Origin of the sequence: Microbacterium sp. MYb54, assembly GCF_002979515.1 — a bacterium.
Taxonomy (GTDB): Bacteria; Actinomycetota; Actinomycetes; order Actinomycetales; family Microbacteriaceae; genus Microbacterium.
Map to the genome: position 1 here is coordinate 124,786 of NZ_PCPA01000010.1, position 23,138 is coordinate 147,923.

Below are 23,138 nucleotides of genomic sequence, written 5' to 3' on the forward strand. Positions count from 1 at the left end.
CATCTCATGACGACAGTGGCGGTGCAGAGGCAGGCGCAGCGGCGCCGATCGCCTCTGATCGGATACCTGCTGCGGCGGATCGGCACCTCCCTGCTCCTGTTGGTGGGCGTGACGATCGTCACGTTCGCGCTCACCAACCTGGTGCCGGGAGACCCGGTCTCGGCCGCACTCGGTGAGGGCGCGTCGCAGAACCCCGCGACGCGTGACGCGTTCATCAAGGAGCACGGTCTCGACCTGCCACTGTTCGTGCAGTACTTCATCTATATGGGGAACCTGCTCCGCGGGGACCTCGGCACGTCGCTGGTGACCGGACGCCCGGTCACCAGCGACCTCGCCACCGCGGTGCCGGCGACCATCGAGATCGCGATCGGGGCGATCATCGTCAGCCTCGCGGTCAGCATCGTTCTCGGCACTCTCGCCGCGTACCGCCGCGGACTCGTCACCGACCAGGTCATCCGCGTGGTCACCCTGGTCGGACTCAGCGTGCCGACCTTCTGGCTGGCGCTGGTCAGCTTCTACGTCTTCTTCCTCGAGCTGCGCATCGCGCCGGGCTCCGGCCGCATCTCGCCGTCGATCACACCGCCGCCGCGTGTGACCGGGCTCTACACGGTCGACTACCTCCTGAACGGCGACGCGGTCGGCTTCTTCGACGCCCTCGCGCACCTGGCCCTTCCGGTCATGGTGCTCTCGCTCGTGACCATCGGTCTGCTGACCCGCTTCATCCGCACCTCGGTGCTCGAGGTGCTCGGCAGCGACTACGTGCGCGCCGCCCGTGCCAAGGGGCTCCCGGCCATGCGCGTGATCCTCGACTACGTGCTGCGTGGCGCCTCGCTGCCGATCCTCACCGTGGTGGGTGTCGCGTTCGGGGCGCTGCTCTCGGGCACGGTGCTCGTCGAATCGGTGTTCGCCTGGCCCGGGCTCGGCACCTATGCCTACAACTCGGCCGCGAACCTCGACCTGCCCGGCATCATGGGCGTCGGTCTCGTGGTGGGCATGATCTACCTCCTCATCAACTTCATCGTCGACATGCTCTACGGCGTGCTCGACCCGAGAGTGAGGATCGCATGAGCCGCATCGCCGCCGCCACGCCGGCCGGGCGCTTCCGTTTCCGCTGGCCCCGCGCCTGGCGCACCCCACTGGGCATCATCGGCACCGTCATCGCCGGAGCCTGGATCGTCGTGGCCTTCACCGCGCAGTGGTGGGTTCCGTTCCCTCCTAACGCGCAGGTGCTGCCCCGCCTGCAGCCGCCGGGGATCGACACCCTGCTCGGCACCGACGGCAACGGCCGCGACATCTTCTCGCGCCTGATGACCGGTGCCACCGTGAGCCTGCCGCTCGCGCTCATGCTCGTGATCGCGGCCATGATCATCGGCACGCTCATCGGTGCGATCGCCGGGTACTTCGGCGGATGGGTCGACGAGACGCTGATGCGAATCACCGATCTGTTCATGGCCTTCCCGACCGTGATCCTCGCGATGGTGGTCGCAGCATCCCTCGGACCGTCCCTGTTCAACGCGGTGATCGCGGCGATCGTGGTGTCGTGGCCGCAGTACTCCCGTGTCACGCGCAGCATCGTGCTGGGTCTGCGCGGCCAGAACTACGTGATCGCAGGTCGTCTGCTCGGGCACTCGCCCGCACGGACGCTGTTCGTCGACATCCTCCCGAACATCGCCGGCCCCGTGCTCGTGCTCGCGACGCTCGACATCGGTGCGGCCATCCTGCTCCTCTCCGGACTCTCCTTCCTCGGCCTCGGTGCACAGCCGCCGACGGCGGAGTGGGGGTCGATGATCTCCGGCGCGATGCAGAACTTCGACGCCTGGTGGCTCGGAGTCTTCCCGGGTCTCGCGATCCTGACCGTCGTGCTGGCGTTCAACTTCCTCGGAGATGCGATGCGCGACGTGCTCGACCCGACGGCCGAGATCACGCACGAGAAGGCCGCGGAGCACAAGGCCTCCGCGACGGGAGTGGCCGCATGAGTGTCCGAAGCGCAGTCGCGCAGCAGTCGTCGACGCTCAGCATCCGCGACCTGACGATCGACATCGGGCGTCCGCTCGTGAAGGGCGTCTCGCTCGAACTCGAGGCCGGTCGCATCCACGGCCTCGCCGGGGAATCCGGATCGGGGAAGACCCTCACCTCGCTCGCCGTGCTGGGACTACTTCCTCGGCAGGCGCGCACCGGCGGATCGATCCTGCTCGGCGGGGAAGAGCTCGTGGGCCTGCGCCGTCGCTCCCTCAATCGGGTGCGCGGCAAGCGGATCGCGATGGTGTTCCAGGACCCGTCGGCCTCGCTGCACCCACAGCTGCCCATCGGCCGCCAGCTCACCGACCACATGCGTGTGCATCTCGGCCTCAAGGGTGCCGCAGCTCGCGCCAGGGCCGTCGAGCTGCTCGAGACCGTGCAGGTGCCGAACCCCGCTGAGGCCCTCAAGCGCTACCCGCATCAGTTCTCCGGCGGACAGCGTCAACGCATCGCGATCGCCTGCGCCCTGGCGTGCGACCCCGAGGTGCTGCTGGCGGATGAGCCCACCACGGCTCTCGATGTGACCGTGCAGGCGGGCATCCTGAAGCTGCTGCGCGATCTCGCGATCGAACGCAACCTCGCCGTGCTCCTCGTGACGCACGACCTGGGCGTGATGAGCGCGATCGCCGACAAGGTCGCCGTCATGAAGGACGGCAAGATCGTGGAGCTCGCCGACCGCGAGACGCTGTTCCGCGATCCTCAGCACGAGTACACGCGCATGCTGCTCGCGGCCCTGCCGGGTTCGCGCATCGACGAGGCACCGGAAGGGCAGGCCGCAGATGAGTGAGGTCGCAGTCCTCGACGCACAGGACGTGGTCGTGCGCTACCCGGGCAACCCGCCCGTGATCGCCGTGAACGGCGTATCGATCAGCGTCGCCGCCGGCGAGACCGTCGCTCTCGTGGGGGAGTCGGGCAGTGGCAAGTCGAGCCTCGCCCGTGCCGTCGTCGGCATCGAGAAGACCGCGGGCGGGACGGTGCTCTTCCGGGACGCCCCCGTGTCGCCGCTCGGCATCCGTCGCCGGTCGATCGCGCTCACCGGCATCCAGATGGTGTTCCAGGATCCGGCGACCTCGCTGAACCCGCGACGCCGGGTCGGTGACCAGATCGCGGACGGCATCGCGACGGCCCGTGCGCGCGGTGCCGAAGGATCCACCGTCGACGAATGGCTCGAGCGGGTCGGGCTGCCCACGAACGTCAGCACCCGCTTCCCGCACCAGTTCTCCGGCGGGCAGAAGCAGCGCATCGCGATCGCGAGGGCCCTGGCCGCACGGCCCTCGCTCCTCGTCGCGGATGAGCCGATCTCCGCCCTCGACGCCTCGACGCAGACGAGCGTGGCCGGGCTCATGCGCGACCTCGTGGCGGAGTCGGGTGCGGGGATGCTCTTCATCTCGCACGACCTCGCCGTGGTGCGGCGCATCGCCGATCGCACTTTCGTGATGTTCGGTGGGCGTGTGCTCGAGTCGGGGCCGACGGATCAGCTCTGGGCTGCACCGAGGCATCCTTATACGCAGGCGCTGCTCGCAGCGATCCCGGAGCCCGACGGCGCCGGCCGCATCCCCGCAGCTCCCTCGGTCGACGACCGCACGGTGTGGGCGGAGATCCCGCCGGTCATGTACTGACGGTCGCGCCGCGCATCGGCCTGATTCGACGCGGCGGAACACGGCGTTCCCGACGTGCGCGCCTTCTTCCTGTCGCGCCGCCCTCGCCTCGACGTCGTCCTAGGATGACCGCGCGTGAACCTGATCGCGCGGGCTGAGGAATATCTAACGTGAACACTGATAGTGAGATCGTTCGGCGATCGAGACAGGAGGCGGCCGCGTTCGGCGAGCTGTTCGAGAGGCACGCCCGCGCGGTGGTGGGCTTCGCTTCTCGACGGGTCGGAGCGGATGTCGCGGAAGACGTGCTGAGCGAGACGTTCCTCGTGGCTTTCCGCCGGCGCGCGAGTTTCGATCTCCGAGTCGATTCCGCGCGTCCGTGGCTGCTCGGAATCGCGACCCGTATCATCCACCGACACCGCGCGAGCGAGGCCAAGCAGCTGCGAAGCCTGCTCGCCCAGCCGCCAGAGCGAGCGCGCCCCGACGACTCCGACGGTCTGTCGGATCGTCTCGACGCGAGTGCGTCGCTCCGGGAACTGGCCCCTCGGGTCGCCGCACTGGCGAAGAAGGACCGCGACACGCTCTTCCTCTTCGCATGGGGGGATCTGAGCTATGAGGAGACGGCGCAGGCTCTCGGCGTTCCGGTGGGAACCGTGAAGTCACGCCTCAATCGCGTTCGTCGGCTGCTTGCGCCGGCGCGCGCGGGCAACAAGACATCAACCAGCACTCAGCACACATCGGAGGTCGAATATGGACATCTTGGATAGCGTTCGCGAACTCGGAGTGGAAGACCCCTCTGCCAGCATCGTCGGTGCGCGGAACTCGCTTCATCGGGCGATGGCGGGCGAGGGGCGCCGGCGACGTCGTCGTGGCCTGGGAATCGCATTCGGCACAGCAGGTGGTGTCGTCGGCATCTCCGCGGTGGCAGCGGTCGTGGCGGGCACGTTCACTGTCGGCGCGGTCGTCGTCGCGCCACCGGCGTCGGCAGCGGAGACGATCGTCCTGAGTGCTGCCGCACAACTCCGGGCGTCCGAGATACCGGCCGGTAAGTACCTGAAGACGACCGAGACGTTCGAGCAGGTCATCGGCTTTCACGGACCGACGGAGGCAGAACCCTTCTCGTACGTGCTGCAGGACGCGACCGGCGTTCTGACGACGAGGTGGATCACCTCGACCTTCCTCTCGTCTGACGCCGACGTCCCGCCGATTCTGGAGGTGAGCGACTATCAGCCGGTCGCGGCCAGCGGCGACGTCCAAGCCGTCGAGGAGGCGTGGAACTCCTACTACGGCTCGACCTATGGGCGCTGGGATGACGTCATCGAATCTCCCCGCCCGCCGGTGGTCTTCCAGATGGATGGTGTCGCCCATGCGCGTCTCTGGAGCAATGATCTCGAAGAAGGGCAGGTCATCGACGACCCCGACGACTCTCGCATCGACGACTGGGGCACGTTCGCGACCGAGCCCCAGTCGTTTCTCGACGACATCCTGGCGGAGTTCCCCGCCGGGACGACCAAGGAGAAAGCCATCGCCGTGGTCTTCGAGACCCTGGTCACCGGCGACATAGCCACCGCTTCGGGTGCCTACCGCTCCGTGCTCCTCGGCGTGATCGCACTCGCGGACGGCCTGCACATCGAGTCGGTCGAGGGAACCGTCACCACCGTTCGCCTCGATGACGACCGGGCGATCCGTCGGCTCGTCTTCGACACCGAAACCGATCAGCTGCGGGAAGTCTCTCAGCATCTGACGGAGGCGTACGATGCCGGCCAGAACGTGCCGGTCGGCACGAGCCCGCTCGTCGAGAGCGGGGCACCGACGACCATCCGACGCTTCACGCACGAGATCGTCGACGCGCCCCCCGCGATCAACAGCGAGGGCTGAAGCCGCGCTGCGCCCGGTCCGCACGTCGGGCCGGGCACGGCTGCGCTGTACCGTCGCGTGCCCGAGAAACACGAGGGGCCGGGGCATCCGCCCCGGCCCTTCGTTCTCAGCTCTGGATCAGAGCGGTGCGACGATGTCCTGCTTCACGTCCCACTCGGTGATCTCCATCGAGACCTCGACGGACTGGCCCTCGAGCGATGCCGTGCTGGTCGACGCGAGGTTGATGTAGTCCGCCGTCACCTCGAAGACGATGTCGATCGAGGCGCCCTGCTGCTCGACAGTGCCGGAGAGGAGGTAGACCTTCTGGCCCAGTCGCTCGCCGGTACCGGTCACCGTGAAGTCGCCGGTGATGGCCGACGCAGCCGTTGCCGGGTCGAGCGAGGTGATGTTGGCGGCGCTGGTGCTGAGCGCGGCGATGATCGGATCGTTCGACGACGGGTCGGCGGCCTGCCAGTCACTCGTCGCGGACTTCACCCAGACGTCGTCGCCGATGGCGATCAGGGATCCGACCGGCGAGATCGATTCGATCGCCTTCTCGGACGGGTTGAAGCGTGCCGTCGAGTCGACGCCCATCACGCTGGTCGTCGCCGCGTACCCCGCCGTGTCCGTCATCGCATCGGCGATGCACCCGCCGAGGGCAGCGCCGTCGACGGTCGCGCCCTCCTTCAGCTCGGGGCAATCCGTCTTCGGTGCTTCCTCTTGCTGTGACGATCCGGCGCTGGGCTTCTTGTCGGCCGTCGTATCCGCTCCGCTCCCCGAGCATCCGGTGAGCAGCACGGCGGCGGCGAGAATGACGCCGACCCCCCATTTGTTGACGCGCATGGCGTCCCCCCTCTGGTCGAGTGCCCGATGACCGTCAACGGGCACGGTCCCAGCATGCCAAAGGTCCGCTGACGTTCCGCACGTCGCCGGCCTCGTTCGCGCCATCCACGCGATTCCGCTAGACTGTCGAGGTTGTCTGCTCTGAGCCCCTGCGCTCATCGAAGGGCCGACACATTCACACACCCTCCTGTTTCCGCGAGATACGCGGTAACCGTTCTAGTCCGAAGGAGGTGGGTAAGTGACGCACCAGTACGAACTCATGGTCATTCTGACCCCCGAGATCGACGAGCGCCAGGTAGCCCCTACGCTCGACAAGTTCCTGAAGGTCATCACCAACGATGGTGGCTCGATTGACAAGATCGACATCTGGGGTAAGCGCCGTCTGGCTTACGAGATCCAGAAGAAGAACGAGGGCATCTACGCCGTCGTCAACTTCACCGCCACCAGCGAGGCCACGCAGGAGCTCGACCGTCAGCTGAAGCTGAACGAGCAGATCATGCGCACCAAGGTCCTCCGCTCGGAAGAGGCTCAGGCAATGGCCGCATTCGAAGCCAAGCGCTCCGAAGAGAAGGCTGCCCGCAAGGCCGCCAAGGCTGCGAAGGCCTAAGCGCCATGGCCGGCGAAACCGTCATCACCGTGGTGGGAAACCTCACGGCCGACCCCGAGCTGCGTTACACGCAGAACGGGCTGCCGGTGGCGAACTTCACCATCGCATCGACGCCTCGGAACTTCGACCGTGCCGCGAATGAGTGGAAGGACGGCGATGCGCTGTTCCTCCGTGCATCCGTGTGGCGCGAGTTCGCCGAGCACGTGGCAGGTTCGCTGACGAAGGGCATGCGCGTCATGGCGCAGGGCCGTCTGCGTCAGCGCTCCTACCAGGACCGCGAGGGTAACCAGCGCACCGCTATCGAGCTGGAGGTCGACGAGATCGGCCCCTCGCTCCGGTACGCGACCGCGCAGGTCACCCGTGCGGCCTCGACCGGCGGTGCCGGTGGTGCCGGCGGCGGTGGACAGTCCCGTCCCGCGCAGCAGCAGACGTCGGAAGAGCCGTGGTCCACGCCCGGCTCGTCGACCAGCGCGGATGCCTGGAGCACTCCTGGCAGCTTCGGCGACGACACCCCCTTCTAAACAACTTCTGGATCCGGCCCCGAGCTCGTCTCGGGGAAGGCATCCGCTCTCATTTAAGGAAACACAATGGCTGGAAAGTCGAGCGGCGACCGCCGCAAGCCGCGGAAGGGTGGCAAGCCCACCGCTCCCGCGAAGTCCATCCGGGTTGGCCTCATCGATTACAAGGATGTCGCCACCCTCCGCAAGTTCGTCTCGGAGCGCGGCAAGATCCGTGCCCGTCGTATCACCGGTGTCTCGGTGCAGGAGCAGCGTCTGATCGCCACCGCGGTCAAGAACGCGCGCGAAATGGCGCTCCTGCCCTACGCTGGCGCCGGCCGGTAAGGGGTATCGAGATGGCAAAGCTGATTCTCACGAACGAGGTCGCCGGGCTCGGTAGCGCTGGTGACGTGGTCGAGGTCAAGAACGGGTACGCCCGTAACTTCCTCATCCCGCAGGGTTTCGCTACGGCGTGGACCCGCGGTGGCGAAAAGCAGGTCGCATCGATCCAGGCCGCGCGTCAGGCACGCGCGATCCACGATCGTGACGACGCTGTCGCACTGAAGAACGCTCTCGAGGGCACGAAGGTGCGCCTCACGGTCAAGGCCGGCAAGGAGGGTCGTCTCTTCGGCTCCGTCAAGACCGACCACGTCGCGGATGCTGTCGCAGCCGCCGGCCTGGGCGCGATCGACAAGCGCAAGGTGCACATCCCGTCGCCCATCAAGGTGACCGGTGAGCACGAGGCAACCGTGCGTCTGCACGACGACGTCACCGCAGTGATCACGCTGCTGGTCGTCGCCGCCAAGTAAGGCACTTCCGGAACGCCCCCTGTCCTTCGGGACAGGGGGCGTTCTGCATTCCCTGCGGAGTTCGATCCCGTGACTCAGGCGACCCGTCCGTGCACCGCTCTGGCGTTCGCCGGGGGCTCGCCGACCTCGTCGACGGTATGGCCGCTGCAGGCCGTCTTGGTCACATGGGCCCGCTCGACACGTGACACGGTGAACCACCGCATGGCGTCTCGCAGTCGGCACCACCCGACGAGATACCACTGGCCGTTCGTGGCGGCGAACAGCACGGGCTCGACATCGCGGGTGGTCGTCGTCCCGTCTCCGGACGTGTAGCGGATGCGGACCACTCGCTGCTCGGCCATCCCCTCCTCCAGCGCCGATCGGATCGCGCGGGATGCGGACGGGAGCGCTTCGACCCACACTCGATCGGCCAACTCATCGGCTCGCGCTCGGGTTCGCGGATCGAGGACGTCGAGAATCTTGCGGACACCGGCTGCGGCCAGATCGGCGTACGGGGCATCGGGTGCAGCCGACACGGCGGCCATCAGCGCGACGGCCTGTGCGGGAGACAGGCTGACCGGTGGCAGGGATGCGCCGAGGGTCAACCCGTACCCGCCACCAGGGCCCGGGCGCGACCAGAGCGGCGCGCCGCTGTTCGCCAGTGCGGCGAGGTCTCTCTTGACTGTTCGCACGGAGACATCGAATTCTCGCGCCATCCGCTCGGCCGAGCACCCCCGTGATCCGCTGCGGCGCAGCATCTCGGACAGGGCATGGAGGCGTTCCGTGCGCTTCATCGTGCAGACCGGGGCAGATTCATGACATAAATAGTGACACACACCTGCCTGCGGTAGGTAAGAAGGTGGAGACATGACAACGACGACGAGCAGTCCGACCATCATCCTCATCGCCGGCCATTGGCTGGGTGCCTGGGCATGGGATGAGGTTCTCGACCACCTGAAGATCGACCAGTCTCGCGCGGTCGCGATCACCCTGGCGGGTCTCGACGGGGAGGATCCTCAGCGAGCGACGAAGACGATCGATGATCAGGCCGCGGGCATTCTCCACGAGTTCGCCCAGGGCGGGGTCTCTGAGGATCAGCCTGCGATCATCGTCGCTCACAGTGGGGCGAATGCGCCGGTCAGTCTCGTCCTCGACCGGCATCCCGAGTTCGTCGACCGCGTGATCTGGGTCGACTCCGGCCCGGTGGCGACGGGAAGCATCTTCGCCCCCGAGCTCCCCGACGAGGTGGAGGAGCTTCCGTTGCCGCCCTTCGACGTTCTCGCGCAGCAGGCGAGCCTCGAGGGCCTGAGTGCAGAGGTCCTCGAGCGGTTTCGCGACAGGGCTGTCCCTGAGCCCGGTCCGGTGCTTCGTCAGTCTGTCGAGCTCACGAACGACGCTCGCCGGAGGGTTCGGACCACCCTGGTGTGCTGCTCGATCCCGAGCGCGCAACTGCTGGAGCTGGCTCGAGCAGGTCACCCCATGTTCGCCGAGGTCGCGAACCTCGAGCATCTCGATGTCATCGACCTCCCCACGGGGCACTGGCCCATGTGGAGTCGTCCAGGCGACCTCGCCGAGGTCATCCGGTCAGCGGCTTCGTCCGACGATTGAATCCCGCACGCTCCCGACATGTGCAGCGAGTGACCGGACCTAGGGGCTACTCCCTGTCGGCTGCGACCTCGAAGATGTCGGTCGATGCCTCGGACGAAGCGGCGCGGCGCTCCTCGCGACGGACCCGACGTTCGGCGCGCTTGGCGATCCGGCGATCCCGACTGCGCTCCACGAGCGTGTAGAGCACAGGCACCAGGACGAGCGTGAGCAGCGTCGACGACACGAGCCCGCCGATCACGACGATCGCCAGCGGCTTCGAGATGAACACCCCGCCGCCCGTGAGCCCGAGAGACATCGGGACCAGCGCGAAGATGGTGGCGGCAGCCGTCATCAGGATCGGGCGCAGGCGCAGGCGGGTGCCGTGCTCCACGGCCTCATCGAGGTTCGCTCCGGCTTCTCGGAGACGGTTCACGAAGTCCATGAGCACGATGGCATTCGTCACGACGATGCCGATGAGCATCAGGAGCCCGATCAGGGCCGGCAGGCCCATCGGGGTGCCGGTGAGCAGGAGCCCGAGAATCGCCCCGGTCGCCGCGAACGGGATCGAGATGAGCAGCACGAGCGGTCCGCGGAAGTTGCGGAACGTCGCGACCATCACCAGGAGCACGAGCACGATGGCGGCGAGCATGGCCAGACCGAGCTGACTGAAGGCCTCGTCCTGCTGTGCTGACGCACCGCCCTGTTCGAAGGTGACCCCCGCCGGGAGATCGGTCTCGGCGATCGCCTTGTCGATCGCCCGGCTGGCTGCTGCGAGGCCGCCCTTCTCCGGGGTCACGGTCAGAGTCACCTGACGCTCACCTTCGGCGCGCGTGATGGTCGGAGCCGTCAGCTCTTCTTCGACGGTTGCGATCGCGGCGAGCGGGATCGCCGTTCCGGTGACCTCGGTGGCCGCCTTGGCCTCGGCCTCGGCGGCTTCGGCCTCGACCTGCTGGGCTGCGGCATCGGTGCGGCCCTGACGCAGAGCCTTGATCTGCTCGTCCGCTGCCTTGACGCCGGACTGCGCGCCCTCGATCGCACCCTGCAGCGCGGAGAGCTGCTCGGCGCGCTCCGTCTGCGCCTTGAGGACGGCCTCGTCGTTGGGATCGAGCGGATCAGCGGGGACGATCGGCGCTGCAGACAGTTCCGCGAGCTGCCTGTTCAAGGCGCCGATCTGGCCGGCGAGCTCCGCACGCTGCTTCGTGGCCGTGTTGATCTGCGAGTTGAGTTCGTTCTCGGCCTTGATCTTCGCCTCGTTCGCCTTGGCGTCGGCCTTGGCCTTGAGTGCGTCTGACGCGGCCTTCTGCGCCTCGGCGGTCTGCTGAGGAGTGACCGGGAGCAGGATCTCGCCGATCTTGTCGGCGGTGCGCTCGGCGCCCGGGGTGCGCACGACGATGTCGCGCTCCTGCCCCTCGAACATGAGCGTGCCGACAGTGGTGCCGGCAAGTGCCTCCTGCACGGCCTTCGCGATCATCGCGCGGTCGAACCCGAGGCGCGCGGCCAGCGGTTCGTCGACCTTCACGCGGAGCACCGGCTGCTCGCCGGCGAGCTCGCTCTTCACGGACCGGACTCCGTCGGCATCAGCGAGCTGCTTCTCGAGCAGGTCGCTCGCCGTGCGCAGAGCTGCGGGATCGTTGCCCTGGATCGCCAGGTCGATACCGTCGCCGGCCCCGGCGAGCGAGGCGTCCTGCGACGCGAGCTCGATCTCGCCGCTGTCCGGCAACCCGTCGAGCGCCTTCTCCACCTTCGACTCGACCTCTGCGACCTCGGCACCGTCTTTCAAGCGCAGGTCATAGGTGATGGAGGTCGGCGTGCCGGGTGTGGGGATCGGGATCGAGGTGGTGATGTCAGCGATGCCCGTGATCTTTCCGAGCGTCTTCTCGACCGGCTCCGCCGCTGCTACGAGGTCGGCTGTGGACTCCTTCGGGGGTGTCTGCACGACCTGCAGACTCGCCTGGCCTGACGAGCCGAGGAAGTCGGTCTGGATGAACGGCGTCATGCCGAGGGTCGCGACGAGCAGCAACCCGGAGGCGACCAGGGTGATCACGGGGTGCCGACGGGTCGCGTTCAGGGCCGGCATGAACGTGCGCTGCAGGCGGTCGGGAGCGGTGTGGATCTCGTCGAGCTCGGACGGCGCCTCGCTCGCGAGAGTCGGTGCCGGTGCGGCGGCGGCAGCTGCGGCAGGTGTCGCGAGCACGGCCGTCGTCCCCTCGGCCTCGAGGGCGGGCGCCGCGTCGGGAGACGTTTCCGAGTCAGCGGGGTGAGCAGTCTCGGCGTCTGCGGCACGGTGCTTCGGAGCCTTGTTGAGGAACCACGAGGCCAGCACGGGCACGATCGTTAGCGACACGACGAGCGAGGCGAGGAGGGCGATCGACACGGTCACCGCGAACGGGCGGAACAGCTGACCGGCGATGCCCGAGACGAAAGCGATCGGCAGGAAGACGGCGACCGTGGTGAGGGTCGATGCGGTGATGGCACCGGCCACCTGGCGCACGGACGCGACGATGCCGTCGACCGTGAGCGGGCCGTCTCCGCGCCTTCTCGAGATGTTCTCGATCACCACGATGGAGTCGTCGACGACGCGTCCGATGGCGATCGTCAGGGCGCCGAGGGTGAGGATGTTGAGGGTGTTGCCGCTCCACCACAGGCCCACGAGGGTGATCAGCAGCGACAGGGGGATGGACACGGCCGCGATGACCGTCGAGCGCCACGAACGCAGGAACGCGAGGATCACGAGCACCGCGAAGAGGAGTCCGAGCCCGCCCTCGACGGACAGGTCGTGGATCGACTGCTCGATGTAGGGCGCCTGGTCGAAGATCGTGACGAAGTCGGCCTTGAGGATCGGTGCGAGCCGGTCGAGCTCGGCGTTCACTCCGTGCGAGATGTCGACCACGTTGGCACCCTGCGACGGCATGACCTGGAGGGTGAGGGAGGGGTTGCCGTTGACGCGCGAGATGGTCTGCGCCGGCACCTTCTCGATCGTGACGTCAGCGAAGTCGGCGACCGTGACGGCGCCGTCGGGTGTGGGCACGGAGAGAGCCTGGATGTCTTCGAGGGTGGCGAGCCGCGACCCCACGGTGATCGAGAGCGGGCCTTCGGTGGAGTCCGCCTGCCCGGCGGGGAGCGCTGCGCCGTGGGACTCGAGGAGTGGCCCGAGAGTCGAGGTCTCGACCTTCAGGCGCGTGACGTCGGCGGGGCGGAGGTCGATCGTGATGCGCTGGGTCTCCTGGCCGGCGAGCGTGACATCGCGAACCCCCGGGACGCCCTTCAGCGCGGGGACGACGGTCTGCTGCAGGGCGTCGCCGAACGCCTCCTGGTCGCCGCTGGTGCCGGCACTGAGCACCATGGCCGGGATATCACCGGCACCCCCGGACGCCACGACGACCTCCGTGCCGGACGGGAAGCTCGGCTTCAACGACTCGGTCGCACTGCGGATCGTGCGCAGGGTCTCCTCGTCGTTCTCGCCGAACGACCACTCGACGAGGATCTGCGCACCACCGCTGGACGTCGTCGAGGTCACGCTCGTCACGCCGGGGACGGCTCGGACCGCCTGCTCGACGGGTTCGGTCACGCTGCTCGCCATCTCCTCGGGCGCGAGGCCCTGCGACTGCGCGGAGATGTACGCCATCGGCGCCTGCAGCGACGGCATCAGCTCCTGCTTGAGCGACCCCATCGATATCAGGCCGAGGGCGACGATGGCCAGTGTCGCGAGCGACAGGATGAGACGGTTCTTGAGACTGCTGCGCGTGAGGAACGACATGGAGCGGTGAGGTGCTTTCGGCTGGGTCGCGGTGGCAGGCGAAGACGCACACCGCGACGCGGAAGCCGCCTGTGGTCACCCGACTCTCGTCGTTCCGCGCCGAGTCCTGTGGTTCCGGCTCAGCGCGACGAGAGGCGACTGAGCTTCGGCGACACGATCGACAATTCGAGCCTGCCGGGTCGCGCGAGCCGGGACATCCTCCCGCGGGTTGATCCTCGTCCTCCCGCGGGTGGACGTGACTGCCGTGACGGCGCGTGTCCGATTTTGGATCCAGAATGCAGAGTTCGCGGTGATGATCCGATACTCTCGCTCCCATGGTGCAATCAGGGAACGCCGCGTCGCCGAAGGAACGGGCCGAGGCTCTGCAGAAGCTCGCGCAGCGACACGGGGCCGGATACCGGTCGGTCGGAGCGATGGCCTACGACATCATCCGCGACGCGATCCTCGACGGCACGCTGCCCCCCGGCATGAAGCTGCGGCAGGAGACGCTGGCCGAATCCATCGGGATCTCGCGCCTGCCGATCCGCTCCGCGCTGATCCAGTTGGAGGCCGACGGGCTCGTGATCTTCCATGCCCGTCGCGGGGCGATGGTGCGCGCGCTGTCGATCGAGGAAGCCACGGAGGTCTATCACCTGCGGACGCTGCTCGAGAAGGATGCACTGCGCCTGGCGATGGAGGAGATCACGCCCGAACGGGTCGCTCGTCTCCGCGAACTCGCCCAGACGGCGGACGACATCTCCGAGGGCGGCGAGTTCGTCGAGGCCCGCACCGAGTTCTACGCGACGCTGTATGACGCACAGTCCCGTCCGGTGATGTGGGAGATGATCGAGCAGCTGCGACTCAAGCTGGGGCGCTACGTGCTCGGCTGGCGGCTGGTGTCTCCTGGCGCGCACGACCACTCGCACGGCGAGCTGATCGATGTCGTGGCGGCCGGAGATGCGGACGAGGCTCTGCGCGTGCTCGAGTCGCACCTGAATCACGTGCGCGACGGGGTCATCGCACTGCTCGAGGCTGCAGCGATCGAGGCCGCGGGCGACGGAGCCTGACGCGCAGCACTGTGTGCACGAGAGGGGGACCGGCGATCATTTCGCCGGTCCCCCTCTGTGACGGTGCTTCAGGTGACGGTGCTTCAGGTGACGGTGCTTCAAGTGACGGTGCCGCGACGCGCGAACCGCGGCTCGCGCCAGATCTCGCTGTGCAGCACGTCCTCCAGCGCATCGAGAGCATCCCACACGTCGGTGTAGGAGGTGTAGAGCGGCGTGAAGCCGAAGCGGATGAGGTCGGGCGCTCGGAAGTCGCCGATCACCCCGCGCTCGATCAGGGCCTGCATGACCGCGTAGCCGTCTTCGTGGCGGAGCGAGACCTGGCTGCCGCGGCGGGCGGACTCCCGAGGGGTGACCGGCTCGATGCCCCAGCGCGGTGTGAGGCGGGTGTCGACGAGGGACATGAACAGCTCGGTCAGCCGCAGGCTCTTCTCGCGGAGCAGCTCCAGGTCGACGTCGTCCCAGATGTCGAGGCTCGCCTCGAGTCCGGCGACCGACAGCAGCTGTGGCGTGCCGACCCGGAAGCGCTCGATCCCCGCGGCGGGGGCGTACTCGACCGTGAAGTCGAACGGCTTCGCGTGGCCGTGCCAGCCGGTCAGCGCCGGACGGGCAGCCTCGTGGTGCCGGGCGGCGGCCCAGATGAACGACGGCGAGCCGGGGCCGCCGTTGAGGTACTTGTAGGTGCAGCCGACCGCGAAGTCGGCCTCCGCTCCGTTCAGGTCGATCGGCACCGCGCCGACGCTGTGGCACAGATCCCAGACCACGAGGGCACCGGCGGCATGCACCTTGCGTGTGACCTCGGCCATGTCGTGCATCCGTCCGGTGCGGTAGTCGACCTGGGTGAGCACGACCACCGCGACGTGATCGTCGAGCACGTCGTCGAGGGTGGGGCCGTCGTCGGAGATCAGCCGGCGCTCCAACGGGGTTCCGCCACCGAGCAGCTCCTGCACGGCCTCCAACATGTAGAGGTCGGTGGGGAAGTTGCCGCGCTCCGCGACGATCACGCGTCGTCCCGGACGAAGCCGGACCGCCGCGACCGCGGCCTGGAACAGGCTCGCCGATGTCGAATCGCCGAGCACGACCTCGCCGGCGTCAGCCCCGATCAGGGGTGCGATGCGGTCGCCGATCGTGCGCGGCTTGGCGAACCATCCGGCGTCGTTCCAGCTGCGGATGAGGCCGGTGCCCCACTCCTCGGTGATCACACGCTGCAGGTGGGCTGCGGTGTGCTTCGGCAGCACACCGAGCGAGTTGCCGTCGAGGTAGATCACGCCGTCGGGCAGCACGAAGCGATCGCGCATCGAGGCCAGCGGGTCGGCGTCGTCGAGGGCCGTGCAGGTCGCGCGGTCGATGACGGGGCGGGTGGAGGTGGTGCTCATGAGGCAGGTCCGTTCGAGGTCGTGCGGGGTCAGCGCCCCAGGAATCGCAGGGCGTTGTCGCGGCGGATGGCGCTCTTCTGCGCGTCATCGAGGAAGTCGGCCCGGTCGACGACGCTGCCGACGGGGCGCTCGCCCAGGGGGTAGGGGTAGTCGCTGCCGACCATCACCTGAGAGGCGCCCAGAGTCTCGACCAGCACGCGCAGGGCCACGGGGTCGAACACCACGCTGTCGACGCTGAAGCGGTCGAGGTAGGCCGACGGCGGGCGCTCGCTGACCCCGATGAGGTCGGGCCGCTGCTGCCAGGCGTTCTCGAACCGGCCCAGCCAGAACGCGAACGATCCGCCCCCGTGCGCGAACGCCAGGCGAAGAGTCGGCGGTACCCGGTCGAACACTCCGCCCAGGATCATGGCGATGATCGACAGGTGCGTCTCGGCGGGCATGCCGGTGAGCCAGCGCGCCATCCACCGGTCGAGACGGGGTGAGCCGGGCATGTCCCACGGATGCACGAACACCGGGATGCCGCTGTCGGCGCAGTGCTGCAGGAACATCACCATGCCTTCGTCGTCGAGGTCGCGGTCGCCGACATGGTTGCCGATCTCGACGCCGGCGTGACCGGAGGCGATCGCGCGGTCGGCCTCGGCGCACGCGGCATCCGGATCCTGCAACGGCACCTGCGCGAACGGAATCAGCCGATCGGGTGCCGGGGCGCAGATCTCCAGCGCGAGGTCGTTGAAGATGCGGGCGACCTTGACGGCCTCGGCGCCCGACTTGTCGTAGGAGAAGAACAGCGGGGTGGGGGAGACGACCTGCATCTCGACACCGTCGGCATCCATGTCGGCCAGGCGCACGGAAGCGTCCCAGCAGTCGTCGCCGACCCGCCGGAACTCGGTGTCGCCGAGCATGATCATCGCCTCGCGCTCGGAGTCCACGCGCAGGGTCGGCCAGAGACCCGGCCCGACCTGTGTCGACAGGTCAGGCCAGGCGCTCGGCACGAAGTGCGTGTGGACGTCGATCGTGCCCAAGGGGTTTCAGCCCTTGCCGGGGTGGACGGCACCGCACTCGGGGCAGGTGCGCCCCTCTTCGCTCTCGTAGAAGTCGCGGAACACCGGCGGCAGATCCTCGACGATATCGCGCACCTGCAGCTCGACCTCGTGCACCTTGGCATTGCAGTTCGGGCAGAACCAGGCGAACTTCTCGAGCGTGCCCTCTTCGCGGATGCGCTCGATCACGATGCCGATGGAGCCCTCTTCCGGGCGCTGCGGGGAGTGGAACACGTTGCCGGGCAGCAGCCACATCTCGCCCTCGCGGATGTCGATGCGCTGCAGGCCGTCGGGCGTCTGGATGTTCACGTGCATGTTGCCGCGGTACTGGTAGAACCACTCCTCATACGGGTCGAAGTGGAAGTCGGTGCGCTGGTTCGGGCCGCCGACGACCTGCACGATGAAGTCGCCCATGGGCGTCCAGGCGGCCTTGTTGTTGACCGGTGGCTTCAGGAGATGCTCGTTCTCCTTGATCCATGCGGGGAAATCGATCACGGGTGGGATGACGGGTGCGATGGTGCTCATTTCTCCTCCTCGAGAGTGGCAGCGGTGTTGTGGTCGGTGGTGGTGCGGTCGGTGGTGGATTCTGGACGGCGCGCAATCGCCTGGATCTCGATGCGCAGGTGCGGATGCGGCAGGGCATGCACGGCGACCGTGGTGCGGGCCGGCCCCTGCTCGTCGAAGTACTCGGCCCAGACGGCGTTGTACGCGGCGAAGTCGTTCATGTCGACGAGGAAGCTCGTCGCCTGCACCAGGTCGTCGAGGCCGCAGCCGGCGGCGGCCAGCACTTCGCGGATGTTCTCGATGACCGCGCGGGTCTGCACCGCGACATCGAGCCTCGTCGCACCGAACTCATCGACCTCGGCCCCGGCGATCGTGTTGTCGGGGCGCCTGCTCGACGTGCCGGAGACGAAGACCAGGTCGCCGGAGACCTTGGCGTGCGGGAAGCGGCCGCGGGGCGTGGCCTTGCCCTCGACGAGGATGCCGCGAGATTCGGTCATCGTGCCTCCTCCTGGACGAGACTGTCGGCTCCGTTGCGCGTGCGGACACTGACGCTTCCGAGCCCGGTGATCGTCGCCTCGACCACTCCGTTGTCGGGCAGTGGGACGGCGGCGGTCGCGGCCCCGGCGAGCAGCACCGTGCCGGCGCGGAGGGTGAACCCGTGGCGGGCGGCGAGCCGCACGGCTGCGGCGATGGCACGACCGGGGTCGCCGAGGATCGCGGCGGTGGAGCCGGTGGCCGTGACCCTGCCGTCGACCTCGAGCCGGACGGCCCTGTTGTCGAGGGCACCGGCCCGGTCGAACGGTGTCCATGGGCCGATCACGTAGCCGGCTGCCGAGGTGTTGTCGGCCACGACATCGGAGAGGCTGAAGCGGAAGTCGCGGTACCGCGAGTCGATGATCTCCAGCGCAGGAGCGACCGCGGCGACGAGCTCAGACAGCGGGCGATCGGCTCCGGCGCCGTTGATATCCGTGCCGTCGATGTCGGATGCCAGGAGGTACGCGACCTCGGGCTCGATGCGCGGGTGGATGGCCGATCGCCGGTCGAACACCGCACCGTCGTCGAGGCGCATGGCATCGGTCAGGGTGCCGATGATCACATCGTGCACGCCCATCTGCTGCGCCTTCGCCTGACTCGTGAAGCCGAGCTTGAGGCCCGTGATGCGCTCGCCGCGGGCGACTCGGCGGGCGATCAGCGCATGCTGTGTGGCGTACGCGGTGTCGAGATCGACCTCCTCCGTGGAGGAGAGCTGGCTGATGGCGGTCGCGGTGCGCTGCGCGGTGTCGAGCGCGGCGGCGAACACGGCATCGGCGGTCATGCGGTCACCTCGATCGAGCGGGCGGCGACGAGGTCGAGGGCGACGTCGACGATCATGTCCTCCTGGCCGCCCACCATGCGGCGGCGTCCCAACTCCACGAGGATGTCACGGGCATCGAGGCCGTGCTTCTCCGCCGCGCGCTCGGCGTGCAGCAGGAAGCTCGAGTACACCCCCGCGTAGCCGAGCGTGAGAGTCTCGCGGTCGACGCGGACCGGGCGGCGCTGCAACGGACGCACCAGCTCCTCCGCCGCATCCTGCAACGCGAACAGGTCGCAGCCGTGCTCCCAGCCGAGCAGATCGGCCACCGCGATGAACGCCTCGATCGGGCAGTTGCCCGCCCCCGCGCCCTGCCCTGCGAGCGAGGCGTCGACCCGGTACACGCCGTGCTCGACGGCCGTGACGCTGTTGGCCACGCTCAGCGAGAGGTTCTCGTGGGCGTGGATGCCGATCTGCGTGCCGGGGTCGAGCACGTCGCGATAGGCGTCGACGCGGTCGGCGACGTCGCGCATCGTGAGGCGTCCGCCCGAGTCGGTGACGTACACGCAGTGCGCTCCGGCCGCCTCCATGATCTTCGCCTGCTCCGCGAGACCGCGCGGATCGTTGAGGTGGCTCATCATTAGGAAGCCCGAGACGTCCATGCCGTGCTCGCGCGCCCAGGTGATGTGCTGGATCGCCACGTCGGCCTCGGTGCAGTGCGTCGCGACCCGCACGCTCGCGACACCGAGGTCACAGGCCCTGGCGAGGTCGTCGATCGTGCCGATGCCGGGCAGGATCAGGGTGGTCAGGACGGCACGGTCGAGCACCTCGGCCGCCGCCTCGATCCACTGCCAGTCGGTGTGCGCGCCCTGTCCGTAGGCCACGCTCGAACCGCCGAGCCCGTCGCCGTGCGCGACCTCGATGGCATCCACGCCCGCGGCCTCGAGAGCACGCGCGATGTCGCGGACCTGATCGGTCGTGTAGCCGTGGCCGATGGCGTGCATGCCGTCGCGGAGGGTGACATCCTGCACGTACACGCGCGGAGATGCAGTGGTCATGCGGGAACCCCTGTCCGTTCAGCGACGAGTCTCTCGGCCGTGCGCAGGGCGGCCGAGGTCATGATGTCGAGATTGCCCGCGTACTCCGGAAGATAGTGGCCCGCACCCGCCACCTCCAGCAGGACGGTCACGCGTGTGCCGCGGAACGGGCGGTCGAGAGCAGGCACGAAGGCCTCGTCGACCGCGTCGAACTGCACCTGCTGCTTGAGGCGGTAGCCGCCGACGTAGGCCTGCACCTCGGCGACCATGTCGGCGACCGAGGCGCTGACGGCATCGCGATCCAGTGCGTCGTGGTCACCCTCGACGAGGCAGAACACGGTGTCGCGCATGATGAGCGGCGGGTCGGCCGGGTTGAGCACGATGATCGCCTTGCCGTGCTCGGCACCGCCGATCACCTCCAGCGCGCGGGCGGTGGTCTCGGTGAACTCGTCGATGTTGGCTCTGGTGCCGGGACCTGCGGACTTCGAGGCGATCGAGGCGACGATCTCGGCGTAGGCCACCGGGGCGACGCGCGACACCGCGGCGACCATCGGTACCGTGGCCTGACCGCCGCACGTCACCATGTTCACGTTGGTCGCACCGAGGTGCGCTTCGAGGTTCACGACCGGCACGACGTAGGGGCCGATCGCCGCGGGGGTCAGATCGACCATGAGGCGTCCGGCGTTGCGCACGAGCGCGTCGTTGCGGGCATGGGCTCCGGCCGAGGTCGCATCGAACACGAGCTCCACATCGGCGAACTCGGGCATCGCGATCAGGCCGTCCACGCCTTCGTGGGTCGTGGCGACACCGAGTCGTCGCGCGCGGGCGAGCCCGTCGGACTGCTCGTCGATGCCGGCCATCGCGACCACGTGCAGTGTGGTGGAAAGCCGCTTCACCTTGATGAGCAGGTCGGTGCCGATGTTGCCCGAGCCGATGATGGCGATGCCGACGGTCATGCCGCAGCCCCTTCCGTTGATGTGCCGGATGCCGTGCCGAAGAAGTCGGCACGCACCTCGCCGAGTCCGTCGAGGCGGGCGCGGTATACCCCGGCGGTCGCGTCGACCATCGGGCCGAGCGCTCCGGAGAGGATCACCTCGCCCGCGCGCAGCGGCTGCCCGCGTCGGGCGACCTCGCGTGCCAGCCACGCCACCGCGATCACCGGGCTGCCGAGACACGCAGCGCCTGATCCGGTCGAGACCGGACGGCCCTCGCGGTCGAGGGTCATGCCGAGTGCGGTCAGGTCGAACCCGTCGAGGCGTCGAGGCGTGGTGCCGAGCACGACCGCCCCGCTGGAGGCGTTGTCGGCGATGGTGTCGGTGATGCGGATGTCCCACCCGGCCACGCGGGAGTCGACGACCTCGATCGCGGGCAGCACGAACTCGGTGGCCCGGATCACATCGGCGACGTGCGTGGTGGGGGAGTCGAGGTCGCTGCCGAGCACGAAGGCGACCTCGGCCTCGGCGCGCGGCTGCAGGAAGCGAGCGAGGTCGATCGGCTCACGGTCGGCGAACATCATGTCGTCGAGCAGCACGCCGTAGTCGGGGCTGTCGACGCCGAGCTGCGTCTGCACGGCGGGGGAGGTGAGGCCGATCTTGCGGCCGACCACCCGTCGTCCCTCGTCCAGGCGCCGGGCGATGCCGAGCGACTGCACGGCGTACGCGGCATCCTGATCCGTCTCGCCGAGCAGGTCGCGCACCGGCGCACACGGGCGCCCCGACTCGGCTGCGAGCCGAAGCCGCTCGTCCGCCAGGCGCACGGCGTCGGAATCGTGGATGCCGGTCACAGCTGCACGCACACGTTCGTCGGCTCGGTGTAGAACTCGAGCGAGTGATGCCCGCCCTCGCGACCGATACCCGAGAGGCCGACGCCGCCGAAGGGACTCCGCAGGTCGCGCAGATACCAGGTGTTGACCCACGACATGCCGGTGCGCATCTGCTGTGCCACGCGGTGTCCGCGGGTGAGGTCGGTGGTCCAGGTGACGGCGGCGAGCCCGTAGTCGGTGTCGTTCGCCAGTCGGATCGCCTCCTCCTCTGTGTCGAAGGGGATGAGCGCTGCGACCGGACCGAACACCTCTTCGCGCACGGTGCGGTGGCTGTTGTCGAGGCCCGTCCACAGGGTCGGCTCGATCCAGGATCCGCCGTCGAGTCCGTCGCCGAGGGTGGGGATGCCACCGCCGGCGAGCACGGTCGCACCCTCCGCGACGGCGAGGTCGAAGTAGGAGCGGACCTTCTCGCGGTGCGCCTGCGAGATGAGGGGACCGGTGGTCGTGGCCGGGTCTTCCGGGCGGCCCAGACGCAGACGGGCGGCGTGCTCGGCGAGGCCGGCTGCGACATCGTCGAAGATTGCGCGCTCGACGTAGATGCGCTCGGTGCACAGGCACACCTGGCCGGTGTTGAGATACGTGGAGCGGGCGAGACCTGCGATGGCGGCGTCGAGGTCGGCATCCGCGAACACGAGCGCGGCGTTCTTGCCGCCGAGCTCGAACGAGACCGGGCGCACGCGCGGGGCGACCGCCCGCATGATCGCGGACCCGGTCGAGGATTCGCCGGTGAAGGTGACCCCGTCGATGCCCGGGTGCTTCGTGAGTGCCTCGCCCGCGGAGTCGGCGCCGAAACCGTGCACGACGTTGACGACGCCGGCGGGGACGCCCGCCTCGGCGAGGATCTCGGCGAGCAGCGTGGCCGACGACGGCGTCTCCTCCGAGGGCTTGATCACGACGGTGTTGCCGGTGGCGAGGGCTGGAGCGAGCTTCCACGTGAGCAGCAGCAGCGGCAGGTTCCACGGCACGATCACGGCGACGACCCCGAGCGGCTTGCGCACGGCGTAGTTCAGGGCGCGGCGGCCGTCGGGCAGCTCGGTGAGGAACGAGTCGAGTCCGGCCGTGGAGACCGTGTCGGCGAAGGAGCGGAAGTTCGCGGCGGCCCGGGCCACATCGAGGTCGCGGGCGAGGGCCTCGGGCTTGCCGGTGTCGCCCACCTCGGCCGCGACGAGCTCGTCGGAACGGCGGTCGATCGCGTCGGCGACCCCGCGCAGCAGACGGGCACGCTCGGCGACCGTCATCCGTCCCCACGGCCCGTCGAACGCCGCGCGGGCAGCGGCCACGGCGCGGTCGACCTGCTCGGTGCCGGCTTCGTGCACCTCGGCGATGATCGACCCGTCGACCGGGCTGATCTTCTGGAAGGTGGCGATGCCCTCCACGCGCTCGCCGGCGATCATGTTGTGGATCGCGTGGGGCGCCCGCTCCGGCTCAGGGGCACGGAGGGGAGGCGTCATCGTCTCGGAAGGCATGGGCTCAGG

Annotated in this window: 24 protein-coding genes; 12 read left to right on the plus strand and 12 right to left on the minus strand. The window is 68.6% G+C overall.

Features of this window, described 5'->3' with window-relative positions:
- The first annotated feature begins 6 nt into the window (after window positions 1-6).
- The 6 genes from CQ040_RS12580 to CQ040_RS12605 all read left to right on the plus strand — a co-directional run bounded on the left by CQ040_RS12580 (window position 7) and on the right by CQ040_RS12605 (window position 5,492).
- Window positions 7-1,068 (plus strand): ABC transporter permease, encoded by a 1,062-nt coding sequence (locus CQ040_RS12580; RefSeq protein ID WP_105526587.1) that lies wholly within the window; start codon window positions 7-9, stop codon window positions 1,066-1,068.
- On the plus strand, window positions 1,065-1,976 hold the full coding sequence (locus tag CQ040_RS12585; RefSeq protein WP_028501157.1) for an ABC transporter permease: 912 nt from the start codon (window positions 1,065-1,067) through the stop codon (window positions 1,974-1,976). Before CQ040_RS12580 ends, CQ040_RS12585 begins: the two co-directional genes overlap by 4 nt.
- Window positions 1,973-2,806: an ABC transporter ATP-binding protein gene (locus CQ040_RS12590; RefSeq protein ID WP_105526588.1), complete on the plus strand. Its 834-nt coding sequence runs from the start codon at window positions 1,973-1,975 to the stop codon at window positions 2,804-2,806. The genes CQ040_RS12585 and CQ040_RS12590 overlap by 4 nt, the downstream gene beginning before the upstream one ends.
- On the plus strand, window positions 2,799-3,638 hold the full coding sequence (locus CQ040_RS12595; RefSeq protein WP_028501155.1) for an ABC transporter ATP-binding protein: 840 nt from the start codon (window positions 2,799-2,801) through the stop codon (window positions 3,636-3,638). Before CQ040_RS12590 ends, CQ040_RS12595 begins: the two co-directional genes overlap by 8 nt.
- Window positions 3,639-3,787: 149 nt before the next feature.
- Window positions 3,788-4,381, plus strand: coding sequence for an RNA polymerase sigma factor (locus CQ040_RS12600; protein WP_105526589.1), 594 nt, complete (start codon window positions 3,788-3,790; stop codon window positions 4,379-4,381).
- Complete coding sequence (locus CQ040_RS12605; protein ID WP_146113876.1) at window positions 4,365-5,492, plus strand: hypothetical protein; 1,128 nt, start codon at window positions 4,365-4,367, stop codon at window positions 5,490-5,492. The genes CQ040_RS12600 and CQ040_RS12605 overlap by 17 nt, the downstream gene beginning before the upstream one ends.
- Window positions 5,493-5,609: 117 nt before the next feature.
- Here CQ040_RS12605 and CQ040_RS12610 read toward each other — a convergent pair whose 3' ends face one another.
- A complete protein-coding gene (locus CQ040_RS12610; protein ID WP_105526591.1) occupies window positions 5,610-6,314 on the minus strand; it encodes a hypothetical protein in 705 nt (234 codons plus the stop codon).
- A gap of 238 nt (window positions 6,315-6,552) precedes the next feature.
- On the opposite strand from CQ040_RS12610, the gene rpsF reads away from it, so the two are divergent.
- The 4 genes from rpsF to rplI all read left to right on the plus strand — a co-directional run bounded on the left by rpsF (window position 6,553) and on the right by rplI (window position 8,227).
- The gene (rpsF, locus tag CQ040_RS12615) at window positions 6,553-6,921 is read left to right on the plus strand and encodes a 30S ribosomal protein S6 (protein WP_105526592.1); all 369 of its coding nucleotides are present in this window, start codon (window positions 6,553-6,555) and stop codon (window positions 6,919-6,921) included.
- A gap of 5 nt (window positions 6,922-6,926) precedes the next feature.
- A complete protein-coding gene (locus CQ040_RS12620) occupies window positions 6,927-7,442 on the plus strand; it encodes a single-stranded DNA-binding protein (RefSeq protein WP_105526593.1) in 516 nt (171 codons plus the stop codon).
- Between the two features lie 66 nt (window positions 7,443-7,508).
- A complete protein-coding gene (rpsR, locus tag CQ040_RS12625) occupies window positions 7,509-7,763 on the plus strand; it encodes a 30S ribosomal protein S18 (protein ID WP_028501151.1) in 255 nt (84 codons plus the stop codon).
- An 11-nt stretch (window positions 7,764-7,774) separates the two neighbouring features.
- A complete protein-coding gene (rplI, locus tag CQ040_RS12630) occupies window positions 7,775-8,227 on the plus strand; it encodes a 50S ribosomal protein L9 (RefSeq protein ID WP_028501150.1) in 453 nt (150 codons plus the stop codon).
- A gap of 74 nt (window positions 8,228-8,301) precedes the next feature.
- On the opposite strand, the gene CQ040_RS12635 is transcribed toward rplI, so the two are convergent.
- Window positions 8,302-9,000 carry a YafY family protein gene (locus CQ040_RS12635; protein WP_105526594.1) on the minus strand — a complete coding sequence of 233 codons (699 nt, stop codon included), beginning with the start codon at window positions 8,998-9,000 and terminating at the stop codon, window positions 8,302-8,304.
- A 73-nt stretch (window positions 9,001-9,073) separates the two neighbouring features.
- On the opposite strand from CQ040_RS12635, the gene CQ040_RS12640 reads away from it, so the two are divergent.
- Window positions 9,074-9,814: an alpha/beta fold hydrolase gene (locus CQ040_RS12640; RefSeq protein WP_105526595.1), complete on the plus strand. Its 741-nt coding sequence runs from the start codon at window positions 9,074-9,076 to the stop codon at window positions 9,812-9,814.
- 46 nt (window positions 9,815-9,860) lie between these two features.
- On the opposite strand, the gene CQ040_RS12645 is transcribed toward CQ040_RS12640, so the two are convergent.
- Window positions 9,861-13,550: an efflux RND transporter permease subunit gene (locus CQ040_RS12645; RefSeq protein ID WP_105526596.1), complete on the minus strand. Its 3,690-nt coding sequence runs from the start codon at window positions 13,548-13,550 to the stop codon at window positions 9,861-9,863.
- 314 nt (window positions 13,551-13,864) lie between these two features.
- On the opposite strand from CQ040_RS12645, the gene CQ040_RS12650 reads away from it, so the two are divergent.
- The gene (locus CQ040_RS12650) at window positions 13,865-14,596 is read left to right on the plus strand and encodes a GntR family transcriptional regulator (RefSeq protein WP_105526597.1); all 732 of its coding nucleotides are present in this window, start codon (window positions 13,865-13,867) and stop codon (window positions 14,594-14,596) included.
- 98 nt (window positions 14,597-14,694) lie between these two features.
- Here CQ040_RS12650 and kynU read toward each other — a convergent pair whose 3' ends face one another.
- From kynU to CQ040_RS12695, 9 genes are read right to left on the minus strand one after another with little or no spacing between them, the layout of a single operon-like run.
- The gene (gene kynU / locus CQ040_RS12655) at window positions 14,695-15,969 is read right to left on the minus strand and encodes a kynureninase (protein WP_105526598.1); all 1,275 of its coding nucleotides are present in this window, start codon (window positions 15,967-15,969) and stop codon (window positions 14,695-14,697) included.
- A 29-nt stretch (window positions 15,970-15,998) separates the two neighbouring features.
- A complete protein-coding gene (locus tag CQ040_RS12660) occupies window positions 15,999-16,991 on the minus strand; it encodes an amidohydrolase family protein (protein WP_105526599.1) in 993 nt (330 codons plus the stop codon).
- Between the two features lie 6 nt (window positions 16,992-16,997).
- Window positions 16,998-17,534: a 3-hydroxyanthranilate 3,4-dioxygenase gene (locus CQ040_RS12665; protein WP_105526600.1), complete on the minus strand. Its 537-nt coding sequence runs from the start codon at window positions 17,532-17,534 to the stop codon at window positions 16,998-17,000.
- A complete protein-coding gene (locus tag CQ040_RS12670) occupies window positions 17,531-18,010 on the minus strand; it encodes a RidA family protein (protein WP_105526601.1) in 480 nt (159 codons plus the stop codon). The genes CQ040_RS12665 and CQ040_RS12670 overlap by 4 nt, the downstream gene beginning before the upstream one ends.
- Entirely contained in the window at window positions 18,007-18,828 is an 822-nt protein-coding gene (locus CQ040_RS12675) for a 2-keto-4-pentenoate hydratase (RefSeq protein WP_105526602.1), read from the minus strand. The genes CQ040_RS12670 and CQ040_RS12675 overlap by 4 nt, the downstream gene beginning before the upstream one ends.
- A complete protein-coding gene (dmpG, locus tag CQ040_RS12680; protein WP_105526603.1) occupies window positions 18,825-19,862 on the minus strand; it encodes a 4-hydroxy-2-oxovalerate aldolase in 1,038 nt (345 codons plus the stop codon). The genes CQ040_RS12675 and dmpG overlap by 4 nt, the downstream gene beginning before the upstream one ends.
- Window positions 19,859-20,797 (minus strand): acetaldehyde dehydrogenase (acetylating), encoded by a 939-nt coding sequence (locus CQ040_RS12685; RefSeq protein ID WP_105526604.1) that lies wholly within the window; start codon window positions 20,795-20,797, stop codon window positions 19,859-19,861. The genes dmpG and CQ040_RS12685 overlap by 4 nt, the downstream gene beginning before the upstream one ends.
- Window positions 20,794-21,624, minus strand: a complete 831-nt coding sequence (locus tag CQ040_RS12690; RefSeq protein ID WP_181156736.1) for a 2-keto-4-pentenoate hydratase — start codon at window positions 21,622-21,624, stop codon at window positions 20,794-20,796. Before CQ040_RS12690 ends, CQ040_RS12685 begins: the two co-directional genes overlap by 4 nt.
- Window positions 21,621-23,129: a 2-hydroxymuconic semialdehyde dehydrogenase gene (locus CQ040_RS12695; protein WP_219844700.1), complete on the minus strand. Its 1,509-nt coding sequence runs from the start codon at window positions 23,127-23,129 to the stop codon at window positions 21,621-21,623. Before CQ040_RS12695 ends, CQ040_RS12690 begins: the two co-directional genes overlap by 4 nt.
- Window positions 23,130-23,138 lie beyond the last annotated feature (9 nt).

Excerpts from the sequence above, each read along its gene's own strand:
- CQ040_RS12580 (WP_105526587.1), top strand. The coding sequence starts at position 7 with ATGACGACAGTGGCGGTGCAGAGGCAGGCGCAGCGGCGCCGATCGCCT.
- CQ040_RS12585 (WP_028501157.1), top strand. The coding sequence starts at position 1,065 with ATGAGCCGCATCGCCGCCGCCACGCCGGCCGGGCGCTTCCGTTTCCGC.
- CQ040_RS12590 (WP_105526588.1), top strand. The coding sequence starts at position 1,973 with ATGAGTGTCCGAAGCGCAGTCGCGCAGCAGTCGTCGACGCTCAGCATC.
- CQ040_RS12595 (WP_028501155.1), top strand. The coding sequence starts at position 2,799 with ATGAGTGAGGTCGCAGTCCTCGACGCACAGGACGTGGTCGTGCGCTAC.
- CQ040_RS12605 (WP_146113876.1), top strand. The coding sequence starts at position 4,365 with ATGGACATCTTGGATAGCGTTCGCGAACTCGGAGTGGAAGACCCCTCT.
- CQ040_RS12610 (WP_105526591.1), bottom strand. The coding sequence starts at position 6,314 with ATGCGCGTCAACAAATGGGGGGTCGGCGTCATTCTCGCCGCCGCCGTG.
- CQ040_RS12620 (WP_105526593.1), top strand. The coding sequence starts at position 6,927 with ATGGCCGGCGAAACCGTCATCACCGTGGTGGGAAACCTCACGGCCGAC.
- rpsR (WP_028501151.1), top strand. The coding sequence starts at position 7,509 with ATGGCTGGAAAGTCGAGCGGCGACCGCCGCAAGCCGCGGAAGGGTGGC.
- rplI (WP_028501150.1), top strand. The coding sequence starts at position 7,775 with ATGGCAAAGCTGATTCTCACGAACGAGGTCGCCGGGCTCGGTAGCGCT.
- CQ040_RS12635 (WP_105526594.1), bottom strand. The coding sequence starts at position 9,000 with ATGAAGCGCACGGAACGCCTCCATGCCCTGTCCGAGATGCTGCGCCGC.
- CQ040_RS12640 (WP_105526595.1), top strand. The coding sequence starts at position 9,074 with ATGACAACGACGACGAGCAGTCCGACCATCATCCTCATCGCCGGCCAT.
- CQ040_RS12645 (WP_105526596.1), bottom strand. The coding sequence starts at position 13,550 with ATGTCGTTCCTCACGCGCAGCAGTCTCAAGAACCGTCTCATCCTGTCG.
- CQ040_RS12650 (WP_105526597.1), top strand. The coding sequence starts at position 13,865 with ATGGTGCAATCAGGGAACGCCGCGTCGCCGAAGGAACGGGCCGAGGCT.
- kynU (WP_105526598.1), bottom strand. The coding sequence starts at position 15,969 with ATGAGCACCACCTCCACCCGCCCCGTCATCGACCGCGCGACCTGCACG.
- CQ040_RS12665 (WP_105526600.1), bottom strand. The coding sequence starts at position 17,534 with ATGAGCACCATCGCACCCGTCATCCCACCCGTGATCGATTTCCCCGCA.
- CQ040_RS12670 (WP_105526601.1), bottom strand. The coding sequence starts at position 18,010 with ATGACCGAATCTCGCGGCATCCTCGTCGAGGGCAAGGCCACGCCCCGC.
- CQ040_RS12675 (WP_105526602.1), bottom strand. The coding sequence starts at position 18,828 with ATGACCGCCGATGCCGTGTTCGCCGCCGCGCTCGACACCGCGCAGCGC.
- dmpG (WP_105526603.1), bottom strand. The coding sequence starts at position 19,862 with ATGACCACTGCATCTCCGCGCGTGTACGTGCAGGATGTCACCCTCCGC.
- CQ040_RS12685 (WP_105526604.1), bottom strand. The coding sequence starts at position 20,797 with ATGACCGTCGGCATCGCCATCATCGGCTCGGGCAACATCGGCACCGAC.
- CQ040_RS12695 (WP_219844700.1), bottom strand. The coding sequence starts at position 23,129 with ATGCCTTCCGAGACGATGACGCCTCCCCTCCGTGCCCCTGAGCCGGAG.